Origin of the sequence: Dietzia sp. oral taxon 368 (assembly GCF_002999155.1) — a bacterium.
GTDB lineage: Bacteria > Actinomycetota > Actinomycetes > Mycobacteriales > Mycobacteriaceae > Dietzia > Dietzia cinnamea.
The window spans coordinates 614,774-633,237 of record NZ_CP027238.1; the positions used below are offsets into that span (position 1 = coordinate 614,774).

Genomic DNA, 18,464 nt, shown 5'->3' on the forward strand with positions numbered 1-18,464 from the left:
TGGTCGTACGGCGTCGAGTCTGGGCGGGCTGTGTGTCCGGACCGTGTCTCTGTTGTGTGGATCGGTGGCTCATTGCTCACCGCGACGCGGCGCGCTGCTGAGGGCGGTTCCGGTCTTCTAGTCTCGTGTCGCGCCTCCGCCGGTGTAGTCGCGGCCGAGGGTGCGTCCGCGGTAGGGGGCGGCGGTGTCGTCTGTGGGCGGTGGGTCTTCGGCTCGCGGGCGGCCGAGTACGGCGGGGGCGACTTTGACGGGGTCGCCGATGATGGCGGTGGTGTTGGTGGCGTTGGTCAGGTAGCTCGCCGGCGTGTGACCGCGCCGGTCACTGTTCTGGCCCGCGTTGGCCGCGCCCATCATCCCGCCGATCGGCATCGCCCCGGCGCGCCCGGCCTGGGCCGTAGTAGTCGACGACGACGAGAGCGCCCCCGCACCCGAGCCCGCCGTCCCTCCGGGCGCGGGACCTGCCCCGGGAGCGCCCGCGGCCGGCCCGCCCCCGCCCGGGCTGGCTGCGCCGCCGGCACCGAACCCGGCCAGTGTCCCGGCACCACCCATCCGGGATGCGCCCACGCCCGCCCCGGTCGCGGCGGCGCCGCCACCGCCGAGCAGGCCACTGGTCGAGCTGAAACCGCGATCACGACCCCGACCGTCCCCGTTCGCCCCGCCCCGGATCCCCCGGATCCCGCCGCCGGCGCCTGCCGCGCCGCGCTGGCCGTTCGCCCCGGTCATCGGCGTCATCGGCGCCCCGGCCGGGGTGGTGGCCGCGTTCACCCCACTGCCGGCAGCCCCTTGCCCCGCGCCCGGCTGCCCGGCCACCGACTGCCCGGCGCCCGCCTGCCCTGCACCGGCGGTGGCCGTCCCACCGCCGTCGGCTGCGCCCGTCCGCGAGGCCAGAAGTGCCTGCTCGGTGGCGGCATCGCGGCCCGCGCCCGGCGAGTTCGTCGTCGTCCCGCCACCTCCGGCCCCGCCCGCCGGGCCGCCGGCCTCCCCGGCGCCCGTGGTGAGCGCGGCGAGCGTGGCCGGGTTCGGCGCGGCCGGCTGCGCCGGACGCGCGATGCCCTCGGTGTTCCAGACCCGCGCCATGTCGATGCCCTCGGGCCCGCCCAGTGCGGTCGTGGAAACCACCCGGTAGGGGGCGGTGAAATCCAGATCGTCGAGGTTGGCGTCCATCACCGCGGGGCTGTACTCAGTGTTGACGATCGCCCGCGCCTGCTCCTCCGCCGCGGCCTGCTGGGCTCGTGACGCGGCGGCCGCCGACAGTCCGGCCGGTCCGAGTTCGCGCCCGGATAGCTGCGCGAGCTGTGCCTGGGCCGCCTGCTCGGCCACGTTCGTGCGCGTGGTGTGGAACCCGTCGTGTGCGCGCCCGGCTTTCTCGGCGACCTTCTCCAACTCGCCAGACAGCGCCACCGCCGAGCGGACGAGGCCCCTCACCGAGTCCTGGGCACTCACCGCGAACTCGCCCTGCCACCCGTGCCCGAGCACATTGTTCAGATCCGCCTGGAGCTGCGTGGCCGCGGAGTGAAGCGCTTCGGAGACCTCTCCGGCCCGCTGCTGGATCTGGCTGAACTGCTCGGGCTGCAGCGCCTGCGCACACTGGGCGATCCGCTCCAACGGCGAATCCGACACGTCCTCCGGACCCACCCGCCCGTAGCCACCCATCACACACGAGTCCTCGAGAATGAGCCCCTCACTCTCCCCGGCACGAATCACACCCAGGCTCTGCAGCCCCGCCGGCTCCTCGGCCGCCTTCGATAGCGCCCCCGCCAATGCCTCATCCTGCGCCTCGATCAACCCGCCGGCAGCGGCGAATAAAAGCGACATCGCGCGCGCCTGACTTATGAATCCATTCAGGAGAGTGTCAAGGTCCTCAGTTGCGAACAAAGAAAAGACGGTTTGAATCTGACGGGCAGTTTCGAATGACCCAGAGGCGGAACGGAATCCATCAAACCGGGACCCCGCAGCTAAATCGCGGATCGAGTCGATGAACCGACTGCATGCGGCATTACATTCGTGTGCCGCACTCGCCTCCAGGTGGGTTATCATACAAAGTCTCCTTCCGGGATGTAATCCAGAATTGGCTCAATGACTTCGTCAAGGACTTCGCAAGCCTCAGCGAACTGGACATCTTGGAAGGTGCCCAACGAATCAATGAGGTTGACATTGAGGACTACCGCGCCCCGCGATGTAAAAAACACTTGGTAACACGTCGTATCGAACTGATCTCCGCGGTCACGAGCGCGGATTCCGGGCCGTCCGGCCACCATCGACTGGTTGTCAATTGCTTCGAAGGCACGATCAGAAAGGAACTCGTGTCTCGCTCGCCACGTTCCGGCTACACCGAAGAGAATCTCGTCGTTCTTCCAACCGCATGAGAACAGCTCGCCTTGGTCATGGTTACGTAGGTTTTCAGCAGAATCGACTGGAGTGCCCACTACCCCCTCTACCGCTTCAACCGGGATCTCAGCACACGGGTCGAAAAGGGCAGGCCTCTGCGCGACCGGCAGATCCCACGGATTGCCGGAATCTTCGGGGGCGGCTGCGCTCGTCGTCGTCGTCGTCGGCGGCGTCTCTTCTTCCCCGTCCGCCGACGCGCACCCGGACAGCACCACGAGGGCCGCAACGAGCGCGCCGCACACAGCTCTACTTCTTCCCACAACCTGTACGACGCCCCGCCCGGCCGAACGGTTCCACCGTCGCCCTGAGATCTCGAACTGGAGGCATTGCGGCGAGTTTTCCGGGCCATGTTTGAATCGATGCGCGGTCACAGCCAGTGATCTTTGCAGCTGGGCGGGGCCTGCGGGTGGGTCATCCGACGCGCGGCCACGTCGCGCCGGTCGGCGTGACCTGCGGTGACGGGTTCGTGTCGTACTCGGATGATCTAATCGAACGCATGAGCGACAGGATGAGTGGTGCGGGCAGCGCCCCCACGGCGAGCGGTGAGCTGACCGCCGTGCTGTCCGCGCTCGATGCGCACCTTGGCCGCGACTGGTCCGAGGCAGGCGCGGCGCAGGTGCACGCCGAACTCGTCGCGCTCGAGCAGGCCCAACGCAGGCTCCGCGCCACCCAGGCGCGCGTCATGGCCGAGGCGCGAAGAACCGGCGCCGCCAGACAGATGGGCTACATCAACGAACGGCAGATGCTCACCGGCGGGCTCGGCCTGGCACCCGGCGAGGCACGCGGCCGCCTCGAGGACTCCACGATCGCCGACACCGCCCGCATGGCCGCCACCGCGGCCGGACGAATCTCGGCCGGACACCTGAAGATCATCAACACCACCCTGGCCGCGCTACCGGACGAAGTCGACGACGACGAGCGCAACCGCCTCGAAACCGAACTGATCGCCCTGGCCGCCGGACAGTGCACCACCCGCCGCCTACAAGAGAACGCCCACCGCCTGCTGGACCAGATCGACCCCGGCCGCACCGAACGCGGCGCCGCCGAACGGGCCAGGCGCCGATCGGTCACCTGCTCCGGACAAGGCCTGGACCTCATGGCCAGGGCGTCGATGACCATGGACCCCCAACTGGCAGCCCTGATGCGCGAAGTCCACGCCCGCTGGGCACAACCCGGACGCCTATGGCCCGACGAGCAGACCCCCGATGAGCGCAGCGACGGTCAGCGCATGCACGACGCCCTCGTCCACGCCCTGACCCTCGCACTGAACACCGACGCGCGCAAGACCGGCGCCGCGGCGGCGATCGTCGTACGCATCGACCTCGACCAACTGGCCACCCTGGCCGGATGCGGCCAGACCGACTCCGGGATCCGCGTGCCCGTCGACCAGGCCATCGCCATGGCAGCCGGCAACCACTGGTTCCTCGCCCTCTGCGACCAGGAAATCGACCTCAAGCTCTACCGCAGTCGCCGCACCGCCTCCCGCTACCAACGCCTGGCACTGTTCGCCGCCTACGGCGGCTGCACCCACCCCGACTGCGACCAGGACGCCAGACACTGCCAAGCCCACCACGCCGGCAAACCCTGGGCCGCCGGCGGGCAGACCAACATCGACGAACTCGCCCTGACCAGCGCCGACTGCCACTCCATGATCCACGACACCGGCTGGACCACCATCCCCGACCGCACCGCACCCCAAGGCGTCAGATGGACCCCACCCACCACAACCCCACGCGCGACCAACCCACCACCACCCAAACCAGGCCCGCCGCCACTCGGGCCCCTCCACGCACCCATCCTGCCGTTCGCGCTCCTACACGACCTCGACCACACCATCGCCCGACACACGGCCAACTCCGAGGCCGCAGCATGACCACACGCGACCGAGGCGCGATGGCGGCCAGCTCAAGTGGGTCAGATGGGCAGAGTGGTGTCCGAGATGGCGAAGTCGCGCAGCCAGTCGATGAACAGCGCCCATCCGCCCGAGAGCAGCAGCAGACCCACGATGATGAGCATGACGCCGCCGAACACCTGGATGGCCCGGGTGTGCTTCTGCAGCCACCCGACCGTGCGCATCGCCCACGTGGAGCCGAACGCCACCACGATGAACGGCAAGCCGAGACCCAGGCAGTAAGCCACGATCAGCAGGACGCCCCGGGCCGCGTCGACGCCCGTACCGGCGGCAACCGACAGCGCCGCGGCGAGCGTGGGACCCAGGCACGGGGTCCAGCCGAGGGCGAAGACGGCGCCGAGCATCGGCGCGCCGAGCCACGTCGAGAGCGCCTTCGGCTGCATGCGGGTGTCCCGCTGCAGGGTGGGCACCAAGCCGATGAAGACCAGACCCATGAGAATGGTCACCACGCCGCCGAGCCGCTGCAGCAACTCCTGCTGCGGGGCCAGGTACTGCACGGTCCCCAGCACCATGGCACTGAGCAGCACGAACACCACGGTGAACCCACCCACGAACAGCAAGGATGCGCCGACTACGCGGGTACGGGAAGCGCGGCGGGTGCGCCGTTCCTCCACGGTCAGTGTGGCGGTGGCGGCGCGCTGCCGTTCAGCGGCGGCCGCGGTGACCGGCGGGCGCTCGGCGCCCACCACGCTGGCCAGGTACGCCATGTAGCCGGGCACCAGCGGGATCACGCAGGGCGAGGCGAACGACACCAGTCCGGCCAGCACGCACGCGCCCAACGCCAGCAGGATCGGGCCGCTGGCCACAGTCTGCTGGAAGGTCTCCCCGACGCTCTGGGCGAGCAGGATCACTTCGGGGGTCACGTCTGCTCGACCTCCTCGGCCAGGATCCTGTCGACGGTCTCACTCAGCTCGTCGTCGGTGATCTCGGCCAGGTACACGGCGGCCACCCGATGCTGCTTGTCCAGGATGATCGTCGCCGGCACGACTGACGTCGGGAAGCCACGTAGGGCGGCGACGGCCGCGTTGCTCGGGTCCCAGATCGACGGGTACGTGATGCCGTTGTCGCGGACGAAGTCGACGGGCTTCTGCCGGTTGGGGTCGCGGAGATTGATGCCGAACACGGTCGCGCCGCGGGGCTCGTACTCCTCCTGCAGGCGCTGCAGGTCGTCGGATTCGGCGCGGCACGGACCACACCACTGGCCCCACAGGTTGAGGATCACCACCTGTCCGGCGAAATCGTCCTGCACGGTGAGCGTGCGGTCGGGGTCGAGCAGGTCGGGCCCGGCGATCGTGGCGACGGGCTTGCGCCCAGCCGGGGGGTCGTAGTGGATCTCGATCTGGCCGTCGGGACTGACGAACTCGAACGTCTCCGGGCCCACCACCACAGCGTCGTTGCCGGTGGCGCAACCGGCGGCGAGCGCGCCGGACAGAAGCAACGCGCCGAGCGCGGCCTTGGTCTTACGCATGGATCATGCTCCAGTCTGCGACGGGTCGGAGGCGCCCGCCGGTTCGGAATAGACGATGTCGCGCAGCGTGGTGCCCTCGAACACCAACGAGGTGACCGACGCCAGGGAGCACTGCCGGGAGCGCGGGTCGTGCCACAGGCGCCGACCCTCGAGGAAGCGCCGCGTGGTGTACACGGGCAGCTGGTGGCTCACCAGGACGGCCTCGTGCCCGCGGGCGGTGTCGAGGGTCGAGTACACGGCGCCGATCATGCGGTGCGCGATCTGCAGGTACGGCTCGCCCCACGACGGCCGCAGCGGGTTGACGAGAATCGGCCAGTACTGCGGGTCGCGGAGCGCACCGCCGGGGCCGCCGACCTTGCGCCCCTCGAAACGGTTCTCCGCCTCGATGATGTCGGCGTCGATCCCCACCGGCAGTCCGAGGGTCTCGGCGAGCGGGGCGGCGGTCTCCTGGGCGCGCTGCAGCGGGGAGGCGACGATCGACACGATGTCGTGCCCCTTCCCGAGGACGCGGGCGACGGTCTCCGCCTGGCTGCGTCCCAGCTCCGACAGCCGGTACCCGGGCAGTCGACCGTAGAGGACGCCCTCGGGGTTGTGGACCTCGCCGTGGCGCACGAGATGCACGATCGTCTGCGTCTCGTTGGCGCGGGCCGACGTGTCACGGGGGGTCGACGACGACGAGGTCGGCTCTCCCGGAACGGCGATCGTCCCCGGCTCGGCGCCATAGGTCGCAGACCCCTCGGGCTGCGTCTCGACGGGCGCCTCCACCGGGGCCGCGGCGGCCGCGGACCCGCCCAACGACGGCGGCGCCGCGGCGGGGGCGGGATGGTCTCCGCGCAAGGGGATCGGCAATGAGGTGGGGCCGGTGGCGGGGACGGCGAGACGTCCCCGGAGCCCGCGGCCGCTGCGGCTCATCGGCCGTCTCCGGGGGCGGTCGCGGCGGCGGCCGCCTCGGCGGCGACGGGCAGGGCGTCGGCGATGTGCTGGAAGTCGTCGTCGGTGAGGGCCGTGGAGACGAACCAGGTCTCGAAGGCGCTCGGCGGGGCGTAGATGCCCCGGTCCAGCAGGGTGTTGAAGAAAGGCGCGTACCGGAAGGTCTCGGCGGCCTTGGCGCCGGCGTAGTCGGTGACCTGCTCCTCGGTGAAGAACACGCTGAGCATCGTGCCCGCCCGCTGGATGGTGTGGGTGACGCCGGCGCCGTGCAGCGCGTTGCCGACGAGGGCCTCGAGCCGGTCGGCGTTGGTCTGCAGGGTGTAGTAGCAGGCGTGGTCTGCCAGACGGAGAGAGGCGAGGCCCGCGGCCACGGCGACGGGGTTTCCGGACAGGGTGCCCGCCTGGTAGACGGGTCCGGCCGGCGCGAGGGCGGCCATGACGTCGGCGCGGCCGCCGAACGCGGCGGCGGGCAGGCCGCCGGACATGACCTTGCCGAAGGTGGTGAGGTCGCCGGCGACGCCGTCGATGCCCCACCAGCCGCGGTCGCCGGCGCGGAAGCCGGTCATGACCTCGTCCATCACCAGGAGCGCGCCGTTGTCCGAGCACAGGGCGCGCAGCTCTTCGTTGAACCCGGGCAGCGGCGGGACGGTGCCCATGTTGCCGGCGGCGGCCTCGGTGATCACACAGGCGATCTCGTCCCCGTGGTTGGCGAACGCCACGCGCACGGCCTCGATGTCGTTGTACGGCAGCACGATCGTGTCGTGTGCGGTCGCGCCGGTCACGCCGGGCGAGTCCGGCAGGGCGAAGGTGGCCAGTCCGGAACCCGCGTCGGCGAGGAGGGCGTCGACGTGGCCGTGGTAGCAGCCGGAGAACTTGATGACCTTGGAGCGGCCGGTGAACCCGCGGGCCAGGCGCACGGCGCTCATGGTGGCCTCGGTGCCGGAGTTGACGAGTCGCACCTCTTCGACGGAGGTGCGGGAGATGATCTCGCGCGCCAGGTCGACCTCGCCCTCGGTGGGGGTGCCGAAGCTGAGGCCGCGGGTCGCGGCGTCGCGGACGGCGTCGACGATCTCGGGGTGGGCGTGCCCGTGGATCATGGGGCCCCACGAGCAGACGAGGTCGATGTAGGTGTTGCCGTCGACGTCCGTCATGCGAGAACCCCGCGCTTCACGGATGAAGCGCGGGGTTCCGCCGACGGAGTTGAAGGCGCGCACCGGGGAGTTCACTCCCCCGGGGATCAGCTCGCGGGCCTCGGCGAAGAGCTCTGCCGATCGGGCGGTCCCGGACATGCCGGACGGGGTCGGGAAGGCATCACTCGCAGACGTCACTCCCCCAGTGTCTCAAAGTCCCGCCACGAGTACCCCCTCGCGGTGTCAGACCTGCGGCTGCGCGGGCGGGGTGGGCGGCGCGAAGGGAGCGAACAGCGACCTGGCGGCAGCGTCGACCTGCCCGGCGAAGTCCTGCACCGCCTTCTCTGCCTGCTGCTGCAGCTGCTGCGGGCTGGGCAGCGGCGCGGGGGCCGGCACCGCAGCGGGTGCGGCGGCAGGCGCGGCAGGGGCGCCGAGGGATCCGGTCGCGGGGGCGGGCGCGTCCACGGGGGTGCCGACGGAGCCGAGACCCGCGGCGTCGGTGACGCCCGCGCCGACGCCGGCGTCGCGGTGGGTCCCGTACCAGTCGTCAGCGCCCGCGACGGGTGCGGACATGCCCTGCTGGGCGGCGGCGATGCGCTCGGCCTCGCCCCAGCGGGGCAGCGGCTCGGGCGACGGCTTGCCGTCGACGTGGCCCGGGGCCGCGACGCCGGTGCGGAGGAAGTCCATCACCAGCTTGTCGACGGCCTCGTTGCCGGTGCGGAAGGTTCCGTGGTCGCCGCCGCCGACGGTGACCAGGGCACCACCGAGCGCCTCGACCACGCGGTGCGCGCCGGCGATGGGCGTGACGGCGTCGTCCTCGGAGTGCAGCACGAGCGGCTTCTCGTCGAGCGCGTCCCCGTTCGGGCTGATGGTCCGCGCGACGGGCGCCCAGCCCACGCAGTCGTCCCCGGCGGCCTCGACGGCGGCGCGGGTGGTGAGTCGGTTGCCGCCGGTGAACTTGTCGACCTTGGCGGACATGACGCCCAGCTGGTCGGCCGGCGCCGCGGTCTCGTTGCACGTGATGATCGAGTTCATCTCGACGTCCGTGCGGTAGACGGGCGAGCGGTTCTCCTGCGCGGCGAGCATCAGGCCCACGGTCTCGTAGTCGACCCGGGCGATGTTCCCGCCGTCGTTGTAGTACTTGAGGATGTGGGCGAGCATCGGCCACGCCTGCTCGGAGTAGGTGGCGCCGACCGTGGCGTCGTAGAGCCCGGTGGTGGCGTTGTTGGTCAGCCCCTGCAGGGCGGCGGCGCGGGCGAAGCCCTCGACGCGGGCGCGGGCGGGGGCGGTGCCGTTGATGACGTCCAGTGCGGGTCGCTCAACCGGGGTGCCGCGCAGTTCGACGGGCAGGTCGCGCGCCTCGGCGGGCGGCGGGGTGAGGTTGGCGGGGCCGCCCACCTCCTGATCGGTGACCCACTTCCAGGAGTGGAACACCTTCAGCGGGGTGTCGCCGAGGCCGTAGTAGTCGTCACGCTCGGCGATCCAGGCGAAGATGTCGTTGATCCGCCGCTCCTGGGCCAGTGCGCCCTGCTCGGCCTGCTTCGACCAGCGCCAGTCGGGGTGTGTGTTGGAGTCCAGCACCATCCGCCCGGTGTGCTCGGGGAACAGGGTGGCGAAGTCGGTGCCGATCGCGGTGCCGTACGAGACGCCCACGTAGTCGATCTCGGCGAGCTCGAGCGCCTCGCGGACCGCGTTCATGTCGCGGGCGGCGTTCTCGGTCGTCATGGACGCCATGTACTCGGGGTCGGTGCCGTAGCAGGCGTCGTGGAGCGCGTTGACGGTGTTCGGGCCCACGAAGTCGGCGTTGCAGACCATCGGGTTGGATCCGAACAGGCCACGCGGCTGGACGGCCACGAGGTCGTGGTTCTCGTAGAGCCCCTCGGGACCGCTGCCGTCGGGGGCCGGGTTCCAGAAGTTCAACGCGTAGACGCCGGGGCCGCCGGGGTTGCCGAACACCGTGGAGCGCGCCTGACCGGAGGAGGCCTTGATGCGCGTGAGCGCGACCTCGGTCTTGGCGGCGTCGGGGGCGTTGTAGTCGACCGGGACCTCGACGGTCCCGCACTCGAGACCGGCGGGCACGTACTCGGCCTCGATCCCGAGCATCTCGGTGCAGTCCCGCCATTCGACCTGCGTGGCCGAGGCCACTCCGGTTCCCAGAAGTGCGATCGCCCCGACGACCGCCGTGGTGCCAACAAAAGTGCTAGACGGCTGCACCGATCCCCGATTCCATGTGCTGTAGGTGTCTCTCCGGCGAATCGGACGCAGGGACTGCTCGCTTCCACGAGCGTCACATGCGTCCGAACCGCGACAAATGTAGCCCGTGACCGCTGCCATGCGGTGGAGCCCCGTGCGGACTCAGGGAACCGTCACACGATCGTTACCGGGGCTTCCGGGCTACTGGGAAAGCCCCAGCTAGAAGTAGATATGTCACGCCCCGCGACGGGGGGAGCGCCGGAGCGTCGAGAGCGTGGCCAGGACCATGGTCAGACCCGCCAGGACGGTGGCGGCGAACAGCAGCCGGGTGTCGGTCCGCACCCGTTCGATCGCCCCCTCGACCGGCGGGTCGACCACCGGCGGCGGGACGGAGACGACGTCCCGGGACAGCCACCACAGCAGCACCGCGAGTGCGGCGGTGACGACGGCGGCCACCGCGAGGCGACGCGAACTCACGACGGGTCCGACCCGCCGCGTCCCGCCCCGCCGTCTGCCGCCGCGACCGCACTGCTGAGGGCGGCGTGCAGGCCCGAGCGGTCGCGGGCCCAGGCGCGGACCTCGGCGCCGGAGTCCAGGCGCAGTCCGACCGCGCCCCGGCGGCGCGGGACCTCCCGCAACTCGCCGAGCGTGCGGGCGGTCTGCCATGAGGCCTCGGGCGCTCCGGCGGCCGGTAGCGGCAGCACCGCGTCGATCCGGTCCAGGCCGAGCTCCTCGGTGCCCTGGATGTACACCTGCGGGGTGAGCCGGACACGGCCGTGGACGCGGGTGGCGGCGATCATCACGCCATGGCAGAGCGCGGACGCGACCGCGCAGACGGTCAGCATGATCCAGTGCACGGGAGCACCGGTGATCAGCTCGAAGGCCGCGGCGGCCGCGCAAAACAGGGGGGCGGCGAGGATCCACGCCCAGCTCCAGCCGTCCTCGGCGTACAGGATGGGGCCTCGGGGCTCTATGCCCGGCCGTGTGGCGGCTGTGTCACTTGCCGGCACGCGCGCCGCCGCCCGGGGTCGTGAATTTCATGGCCTCGGCCGTGTGTTGGCGCCAGACGGCGGTGGCCGCGCACAGACCGGCCAGGATCTGCAGGGCGATGACGATGAAACTGACCACGTCGCCCCGCTCCCCCGCGACCGCGACCCCGCCGAACACCCCGACGATCACGGACACCGCGTCGACGATCAGGAAGACGGCCACGATGTCGAGCATCGTGCGAGCCCAGCCCTTCCCTGCCCGCAGGCGGAAGGCCAGCCACACGGTGACCGCGGCGGCGAGCAGCGCAACCACGGCACCGACCACCAGGGAGATGGAGAACATGCCCTCGACCGAGATGTCGATGGGTCCGGTGTCGGCGACGGCGTCGCGGAACGCGTCCCGGGTCGCGGCCGGCAGGTCGCTGAAGCTCGCGGTCGCGGCGTTGAGGAGCATGCCGACGAGCCCGAACGCGGCGGCGGCCAGCCAGAGCACCCACGCCGTGTGGATCTCCTCCGGCGGCGGCCCCACGGGGTCGGTGGCCGAGGTGGGCGAGCCGGGCCCGGTGGGTTCTGCAGACCCGGCCGGCGCGCCCGACTGCTCTGGCCGGGCGGGCGGTCGCCAGGGACCGCTGGCGCGTGTCACCGCGCGCCCCAGCCCTCGGAGAGCAGGCGGGCGGCGTGAAGGGCCCAGTAGGTCAGGATGATGTCGGCGCCGGCTCGCCGGATCGAGGTCAGGGACTCCATGACGGCCGGGTCGTGGTCGATCCAGCCGCGCTCGGCGGCGGCGGAGATCATCGCGTACTCGCCGGAGACCTGGTACGCCGCCACGGGAACGTCGGAGATCTCGGCGGTCTGACGCAGGATGTCGAGATAGGCCATGGCGGGTTTGACCATCACCATGTCGGCGCCCTCGTCGAGGTCGAGCTGGACCTCACGCAGGGACTCGCGCATGTTGGCGGGATCCTGCTGGTAGGTGCGGCGGTCGCCGCGCAGCGACGAGCCGACGGCCTCGCGGAACGGGCCGTAGAAGGCGCTCGCGTACTTGGCACTGTAGGCCAGGAGGGCCACGTCCTGGTGCTCCTCGCGGTCGAGGGCTTCGCGGATGGCGGCGATCTGGCCGTCCATCATCCCGCTGGGCGCCACGACGTGGGCGCCGGCGGCGGCCTGGGACACGGCGAGGTCGTTGTAGGCGACGAGGGTGGCGTCGTTGTCGACGATCTGCTCACCGCGCGGGTCGGTTCCGAGGACACCGCAGTGCCCGTGGTCGGTGAACTCGTCGAGGCAGGTGTCGGCCATGATCACGAGGTCGTCGCCCACCTCGGCACGGACGGCCGCGAGGCCGCGGTTGAGGATGCCCTCGGGATCGGCGCCACAGCTCCCGGTGGCGTCCTTGTCGGCGTCGAGCGGGACGCCGAACAGCATGATGCCGCCGAGCCCGGCCTCGGCGGCGGCGACTGCCTCGCGGCGCAGCGAGTCGACGGTGTGCTGGACGACCCCGGGCAGCGACGAGATGTCGCGCGGCGCGTCGATCCCGTCGGCGACGAACGCCGGCAACACCAGCTGACGCGGCGCGAGCGTGGTCTCGGCGACGAGCCGACGCATGGCCGGCGTCGAACGCAGTCGACGCGGTCGCACCAGCGGCGCGGGGACGGAAGCGGTGTGGTCAGGCGGTGTCGTCACGGTTCCCACTGTACGAAAGTCGCCAGTGGAGCGGCGCGGCACGGACCCGCGCTACGCTGCGATCCGCTCGCGCAGCGCCGCCGCACCGGGGCCACCCAGACGGTTGAGGTGAACGGTGCGGCCTGTCAGCAGCAGGAACAGGTCCCGCATGGTGCCGTTGACCTCGGGGCCCTCGCCGCTCGCCCAGTCCGCGTCCGTGGCGGTCAGGCGCACGGCTCCGGTCGGCAGGGCGCGGAACACCCTGGCGTTCCCGCGGCCCCCGTAGGACACCACGTGATCCGCTGCGGCGGTGATCTCGGCGGTGGGGACCGGGATCTCGCACCCCAGCGGCAGGGTCATGTCCTGCGTGTGCCCCACAGCGTCGACGAGCGCCTCGCGGCAGGTGAGGCCGGGGAACGGCCGGTGCAGCCCGACCATGTCGCGCAGGGCGCCGACGATCTGCTGGTCGGTCATCCGCCGCGCCAACGCCACCGCGGTGTCGCGGATCAACCGGTTGGTCCCGCCCGGGTGGCGCAGCGCCAGGGCCGCGAGCCGGCGGCGAGGGAGCCCGGCGAGGGTCAGCGCCGGCGGGCGCGGCGACGCGGGGGCGGCAGTTCGCCGGCTGCGCGCAGGTGGTCGGCGTGCGCGGCGAGGGCGTCGACCAGTTCCAGCACCGACGCGTTCTCGGGCTGCACGTCCACGCGCAGGCCGAACTCGGCGGCGGTCTCGGCGGTGCGCGGCCCGATGCAGGCGATGAGCGTCCGGGCGTGCGGCTTGCCGGCGATGCCGACGAGATTGCGCACGGTCGAGGAGCTGGTGAAGCACACGGCGTCGAACCCGCCGGTCTTGATCATCTCGCGGATCTCGGCGGCCGGCGGGGCGGCGCGGACGGTGCGGTAGGCGGTGACGTCCTCGATCTCCCAGCCGCGGGCGGTGAGGCCCTCGGCGAGGGTCTCGGTGGCGATGTCGGCGCGCGGCAGCAGGACACGGTTGACGGGGTCCAGGACGTCGTCGTACGGCGGGAACACCTCGAGCAGGCCGAGGCTGGACTGCTCGCCGCTGGGCAGCAGTTCGGGCTGGATGCCCAGTTCGCGGACGCGGGCGGCGGTGCCCTCGCCGACGCAGGCGATCTTCACGCCGGAGAAGGCGCGGGCGTCGAGGCCGAACTCGACGAACTTCTCCCACACGGCGCGCACGGCGTTGGAGGAGGTGAACACGACCCACTGGTAGCGGCCGTCGACGAGGCCCTTGACGGCGCGCTCCATCTGGGCGGGGCTGCGGGGCGGCTCGACGGCGATGGTCGGCACCTCGACGGGCACGGCGCCGTGCTCGGCGATGCGCTCGCTCATCTCGGCGGACTGCGCCTTGGTGCGGGGCACGAGGACGTTCCAGCCGAACATGGCACGCGACTCCCACCACTGGTGGCGGTGCCGCTCACCGGCGGACTTGCCGATGGTCACCACCAGGTCGCCCTCCATGTCGCGCCCGACCTCGGCCATGGTCGCGAGGGTACCGTCGGCGGACTTCTGGGCGCAGAGCGAGCCGGAGCAGGTCACGGTGACCGGGGTGCCGGCGGCGAGGCCCTGCTCGGCGAGGTGGGAGGCGGCCTCGGCGAGGTGGCGGGTGGTGGTGCGCAGGACGATGGGCCCGGGCGAGCCGACGAGGGCGGCCCAGTCGACCTTGCCGCGGCCGTCGGCGAAGACGTAGCCGGAGCCGAGCGCGATGCCGGCGAAGGCGGGCACGGCGGTGGCCTCGGCGACACCGGGGACGACCTCGAACGGCACGACGGTGCGGCCGACGGCGGCGATCTCGGTGACGGTCGCGTCGGTGGTCATGGGGTCGCCGGTGACGAGGCGGACGACGTCGCGGCCCTTCTTGGCCTCGGCGACGAGCTGCTTGGCCACGGCGGCGGGCTCACCGAGGACGGGCCGCACGTCGGCGGCGGTGGGCGCCGGCAGGGCCTTGAGGCGCTTGACCTCGGCCTTGTCCTCGGCGGCCACGGCGGCGTCCATCTCGGCCTGCCGCGCGTCGAGCAGTTCCTGCGGGACGGGGACCTCGGTGGCGACCAGTGCCAGTACGTCGGCCGACACGTCGGCGTCGGCGAAGACCAGCGCGTTGCCGGCGAGGACCTCGCGGGCCCGGCAGGTGAGCATCCCCGCGTTGCCTGGACCGCCGCCGACGAAGCGGACGGTTCCGGGGCGGGTGGTGCGTGCTCGAGTCATTGTTCGTCTCTCCGTCGGGTGGGTGTCGCGCACTGGCTGCGCGCGAGGTGGGAGTTCGGGGGTCAGGGGTCGGTGACGGTCGGTGGGGCCGTCGTGGATTCCCTGGGCACGAGCGGGGGTCGTTGCTCGGGGGATTCGGCGGACATGAGGTCGCTGGCGCCGCGGTCGAGCAGTTCGGCCGCGAGGCGGCGTCCCAGTTCCTCGGCGGCGGCGACCGGCCCGTCGGGATGCTCGGCGGGGACGGTGGTGCCCGAGGTCCGCAGGACCGTGGTGCCGTCGTGGGCGGCGACGACGGCGTGCAGCGTGAGTACGGCGTCGGCGGCCGGGGTGTCGGCACCCGGGTCGGTGCCGGCGAAGTCGGACCGGGCGGAGTCGGTGCCGCTGAGTTCGGCGCGCGCGCCGACCGGCGCGGTGCACCCGGCCTCGAGGTCGCGCAGGAGGGTGCGCTCGGCGGCGATGCGGACGCGGGAGGGGAGGTGGTCGACGACGGCGAGGGCCTCGATCGCCTCGGTGTCGTCGGCGCGGGCTTCGACGGCGAGAGCGCCCTGGGCGGGGGCCGGCAGCATCTCGTCGATGCCGAATCGGTGGGTGGCGCGCTCTCCGGCCCCGGTGCGGTCGAGTCCGGCGGCCGCGAGGACGACAGCGTCGAGATCGCCGCTGGCGACGTATCCCATCCGCGTGTCGATGTTCCCGCGCAGGGGGTGCAGGTCCAGGTCGGGGCGCAGGGCCGCGAGCTGGGAGCGCCGCCGCGGGGCGGAGGTGCCGACGCGGGCGCCCTGCGGGAGGGTGTCCATCGTGAGCCCGTCGCGGGCGATGAGCACGTCCGACGGGTCGACGCGCGGGGGCACGGCGATCGGGGCGAACCGGTCGTCGCGTGCGGTCGGCAGGTCCTTGTACGAGTGGACGGCGATGTCGCAGTCACCGCGTTCGAGGGCGGCGCGCAGTTCGAGGGTGAACACGCCCACGCCGATGCGCTCGACGGGGGCCATCACCACGTCGCCGCGGGTGCGCACGATCACCAGCTCGGCCGGGTACCCGGCGGCGATGAGGGCGTCGCGGACGTGCCCGGCCTGGGTGGTGGCCAGGGTGCTGCCGCGGGTTCCCACTTTCAGGGTCCTGCTGCTCATGACGCCTCCTCCTCCACGTCGCGGTCCAGGTCGAACAGGGTGCGCACGACCGCCGCGTAGTTCTCCCCGTCGGGTTGGGCGGCGAGTTCCTTGAACCGCACGGTGGGCGGGTGCAGGAGCTTGTCGACCACGCGGCGGACGGTGTTGGCCACCTCGTCGCGGACCTTGTCGTCCATGTCGGGCAGTCGCGACTCGAGCCGGCGCATCTCGGCGGCCACGACCTGTCCGCCGCGGCCCCGCAGCTGGCCGATGAGCGGGCCGACGCCGGCCATGCGCTCGGCCTGCGTGTACGCGGTGAGCTCGGCGTCCACGATCGTGCGGGCGGCGTCCGCCTCGGCCGCGGCGGACGACGTGGCGGGGTCGGCCTTGAGCGCCTCGATGCCCAGCACGGTCACGCCGGGCAATCCGGCGACGGCGGGGTCGACGTCACGAGGCATGCCGAGGTCGCAGATGACCAGGGGCCCGCGGTCGCCGCGGCGGGCCAGCGCGGTGTGGATCTCGCCGAGAGTGACGACCGTGCCGACGGCACCGGTGCAGGTGAAGAGAATGTCGGCGCGGGCGACGGCGGTGGCGAGCTCGTCGAGCGGGAACGCGGTGGCGGGCGTTCCGGAGTCGCGGGCGATCTCGGACAGCCGGTCGGCGCGCTCGGGGGTGCGGTTGGTGATCTCGATGTGCGAGATCCCGCCGCGGCCGAGGTGCGCGACGGCCAGGCCGCCCATGGCGCCGGCGCCGAGCACGACGGCCTGCCGACCGTCGAGGCGGCGGGAGGCCGGGGCGTCGGGGGCGTCGGCGCTCGCGTTGAGGATCTCCGCGGCCCGGTCGAGCGCCACGGAGACGACGGACGCGCCGGCGGAGTCGATGCCGGTCTCGGTGTGGACGCGCTTGCCCACGTGCAGGGCCTGCTGGGCGAGGCGGTGCAGGGTGGTGCCGGCCGCGCCGATCTCGGAGGCGGACTGGTACGCGGTGCGGATCTGGCCGATGATCTGCTGCTCGCCCACCACCATCGAGTCCAGGCCCGAGGCCACGGAGAACAGGTGCTCGGCGGCGGACTCGGAGTACCGGATGTACAGGTGCCGACTGAGCTCGTCGACGGACAGGCCCGAGTGGCGCGACAGGAGGTTGACGACGTCGTCGAGCGCCGGGTGGAACGCGTCCACGGCCGAGTACACCTCGACGCGGTTGCAGGTGGTGACGATCATCGCCTCGTCGACGTTCTCACCGGCGATGAGTTCTTCGGTGAGCGCGTCGCGGTCGACCTCGGACACGGCCACGGCCTCGAGCAGCCCCACCGGCGCACTGTGGTGGGACACACCCACCAGGAGGATGCTCACAACCGACCCCCGGACGTCAGGGCCTGACGGGCCCATGCCAGAATGGATGCCAGCTCGTCAACTCGGGGAGAAACCACTCGGGAGAGGGACGCAGGCCCGCCGGACGAACTCGCGGAACGCTGGTCCACAGTCGGTCGTCTCCTGTCGGTGTTCACGGCTGTGCACAGGGCACTCCCGGATCGGGAACACTCTGCCGGGACGGCCGTGGCCCTCAAGCCTGCGTACGACCCGTAACGGGATCCACCGTAACCCGCATGACACCCCGGGACAAAACCGTCATCGCACGGGATGCTATGTCCGTGCAGCGCCTCACGCCGCCCGTGAACAGCGCGGACCGGAGGCCGACCGCCCGAGTACGGTGACACCGTGCCCCCGCGTCGCAGGTCCTCCGCCACGATGTCCGCCGCCACCCGCGCCCGGTACGCGAAGCGTCGGCAGCGGCGCCTCGCCCGGGTCGACAACGACCTCACCGACCCGCAGTGGGCGCGGATCCTCGACGCGTGGGGCGGTTGCGCCTACTGTCACGCCGTCGGGCCGGCCCTGCAGCGGGACTGCGTCATGCCGATCTCCCGAGGCGGGCGCTACACGCTGGAGAACGTGGTCCCGGCCTGCACGTCCTGCAATGCGAGTAAGCACAATAGCGAGGTCACCGGCTGGATGCGGCGCAAGAAGCTCGACGAGGGCGCGTTTCTACTGCGGCACGCCACCATCCTGCGGGCCCTGCGCACCGACGCCTGAGCCCCGGCGGGGCCCATCACCGGTCGCTCACCGTGCCCGTCCGGCTCTAGTCCCATCCGGCGAACGGGTCGGGCCCGGCGAGCGTGGCGAGCAGCTCGTCGTCGTCGACCTCCCAACACGAATGCTCCGCACCGTCGACCAACACGACCGGCAGGCGGTCCCCGTACTCGGCGGCGAGGTCGGGGTCGTCGGCGCGGTCCACGTCGGTGACCTCGAGGCGCGCGCCGGCCCCCTCGCACAGGGGCAGCAGCTGGCCGTGGACGCGGACGCAGCTGCCGCAGCCCTCGCGGGTCAACAGGGTCACCGTGTGCGCCATACTCCGATAGTGCACCACCCCTCCCGCGCTCCCCTAGGATGGGGTCGCAGCCCCCGAGGAG

Annotated in this window: 18 protein-coding genes; 2 read left to right on the plus strand and 16 right to left on the minus strand. The window is 72.0% G+C overall.

Annotated features, from left to right (window positions below; genetic code table 11):
• Positions 1-117: 117 nt before the first annotated feature.
• Both C3V38_RS03025 and C3V38_RS03030 read right to left on the minus strand, forming a co-directional pair.
• Positions 118-1,815 (minus strand): WXG100 family type VII secretion target, encoded by a 1,698-nt coding sequence (locus C3V38_RS03025; protein ID WP_129591160.1) that lies wholly within the window; start codon positions 1,813-1,815, stop codon positions 118-120.
• 218 nt (positions 1,816-2,033) lie between these two features.
• The gene (locus C3V38_RS03030; protein WP_217354159.1) at positions 2,034-2,630 is read right to left on the minus strand and encodes a DUF3558 family protein; all 597 of its coding nucleotides are present in this window, start codon (positions 2,628-2,630) and stop codon (positions 2,034-2,036) included.
• 254 nt (positions 2,631-2,884) lie between these two features.
• Between C3V38_RS03030 and C3V38_RS03035 the strand changes: the two genes are divergently transcribed.
• A complete protein-coding gene (locus C3V38_RS03035) occupies positions 2,885-4,261 on the plus strand; it encodes an HNH endonuclease signature motif containing protein (protein ID WP_106386341.1) in 1,377 nt (458 codons plus the stop codon).
• Between the two features lie 41 nt (positions 4,262-4,302).
• On the opposite strand, the gene C3V38_RS03040 is transcribed toward C3V38_RS03035, so the two are convergent.
• From C3V38_RS03040 to C3V38_RS03100, 13 genes are all read right to left on the minus strand, one after another.
• Positions 4,303-5,163 carry a cytochrome c biogenesis CcdA family protein gene (locus tag C3V38_RS03040; protein WP_061227998.1) on the minus strand — a complete coding sequence of 287 codons (861 nt, stop codon included), beginning with the start codon at positions 5,161-5,163 and terminating at the stop codon, positions 4,303-4,305.
• Positions 5,160-5,768 carry a TlpA disulfide reductase family protein gene (locus C3V38_RS03045; protein ID WP_106385055.1) on the minus strand — a complete coding sequence of 203 codons (609 nt, stop codon included), beginning with the start codon at positions 5,766-5,768 and terminating at the stop codon, positions 5,160-5,162. The genes C3V38_RS03040 and C3V38_RS03045 overlap by 4 nt, the downstream gene beginning before the upstream one ends.
• Positions 5,769-5,771: 3 nt before the next feature.
• Entirely contained in the window at positions 5,772-6,392 is a 621-nt protein-coding gene (locus tag C3V38_RS03050; RefSeq protein ID WP_061914987.1) for a histidine phosphatase family protein, read from the minus strand.
• 284 nt (positions 6,393-6,676) lie between these two features.
• Entirely contained in the window at positions 6,677-7,987 is a 1,311-nt protein-coding gene (hemL, locus tag C3V38_RS03055; protein ID WP_070719710.1) for a glutamate-1-semialdehyde 2,1-aminomutase, read from the minus strand.
• An 84-nt stretch (positions 7,988-8,071) separates the two neighbouring features.
• On the minus strand, positions 8,072-9,973 hold the full coding sequence (locus tag C3V38_RS03060; protein ID WP_254426064.1) for an alpha/beta fold hydrolase: 1,902 nt from the start codon (positions 9,971-9,973) through the stop codon (positions 8,072-8,074).
• Positions 9,974-10,255: 282 nt separating this feature from the next.
• On the minus strand, positions 10,256-10,498 hold the full coding sequence (locus C3V38_RS03065; RefSeq protein WP_106385057.1) for a hypothetical protein: 243 nt from the start codon (positions 10,496-10,498) through the stop codon (positions 10,256-10,258).
• Positions 10,495-11,031, minus strand: a complete 537-nt coding sequence (locus C3V38_RS03070) for a hypothetical protein (RefSeq protein ID WP_106385058.1) — start codon at positions 11,029-11,031, stop codon at positions 10,495-10,497. The genes C3V38_RS03065 and C3V38_RS03070 overlap by 4 nt, the downstream gene beginning before the upstream one ends.
• Positions 11,018-11,653, minus strand: coding sequence for a hypothetical protein (locus C3V38_RS03075; RefSeq protein ID WP_106385059.1), 636 nt, complete (start codon positions 11,651-11,653; stop codon positions 11,018-11,020). The genes C3V38_RS03070 and C3V38_RS03075 overlap by 14 nt, the downstream gene beginning before the upstream one ends.
• Positions 11,650-12,690 carry a porphobilinogen synthase gene (gene hemB / locus C3V38_RS03080; RefSeq protein WP_106386343.1) on the minus strand — a complete coding sequence of 347 codons (1,041 nt, stop codon included), beginning with the start codon at positions 12,688-12,690 and terminating at the stop codon, positions 11,650-11,652. Before hemB ends, C3V38_RS03075 begins: the two co-directional genes overlap by 4 nt.
• Before the next feature lie 51 nt (positions 12,691-12,741).
• Positions 12,742-13,179, minus strand: coding sequence for a hypothetical protein (locus C3V38_RS03085; protein ID WP_106385060.1), 438 nt, complete (start codon positions 13,177-13,179; stop codon positions 12,742-12,744).
• A gap of 68 nt (positions 13,180-13,247) precedes the next feature.
• Positions 13,248-14,891: a uroporphyrinogen-III synthase gene (locus tag C3V38_RS03090; protein WP_063935547.1), complete on the minus strand. Its 1,644-nt coding sequence runs from the start codon at positions 14,889-14,891 to the stop codon at positions 13,248-13,250.
• A gap of 62 nt (positions 14,892-14,953) precedes the next feature.
• Entirely contained in the window at positions 14,954-16,018 is a 1,065-nt protein-coding gene (gene hemC / locus C3V38_RS03095) for a hydroxymethylbilane synthase (RefSeq protein ID WP_061914856.1), read from the minus strand.
• On the minus strand, positions 16,015-17,349 hold the full coding sequence (locus C3V38_RS03100; protein WP_174705752.1) for a glutamyl-tRNA reductase: 1,335 nt from the start codon (positions 17,347-17,349) through the stop codon (positions 16,015-16,017). Before C3V38_RS03100 ends, hemC begins: the two co-directional genes overlap by 4 nt.
• A gap of 396 nt (positions 17,350-17,745) precedes the next feature.
• On the opposite strand from C3V38_RS03100, the gene C3V38_RS03105 reads away from it, so the two are divergent.
• Positions 17,746-18,087 (plus strand): HNH endonuclease, encoded by a 342-nt coding sequence (locus C3V38_RS03105; protein WP_106385062.1) that lies wholly within the window; start codon positions 17,746-17,748, stop codon positions 18,085-18,087.
• A gap of 46 nt (positions 18,088-18,133) precedes the next feature.
• Here the strand turns inward: C3V38_RS03105 and C3V38_RS03110 are convergent, their stop codons facing one another.
• On the minus strand, positions 18,134-18,403 hold the full coding sequence (locus tag C3V38_RS03110; protein ID WP_061227988.1) for a glutaredoxin family protein: 270 nt from the start codon (positions 18,401-18,403) through the stop codon (positions 18,134-18,136).
• Positions 18,404-18,464: the final 61 nt, after the last annotated feature.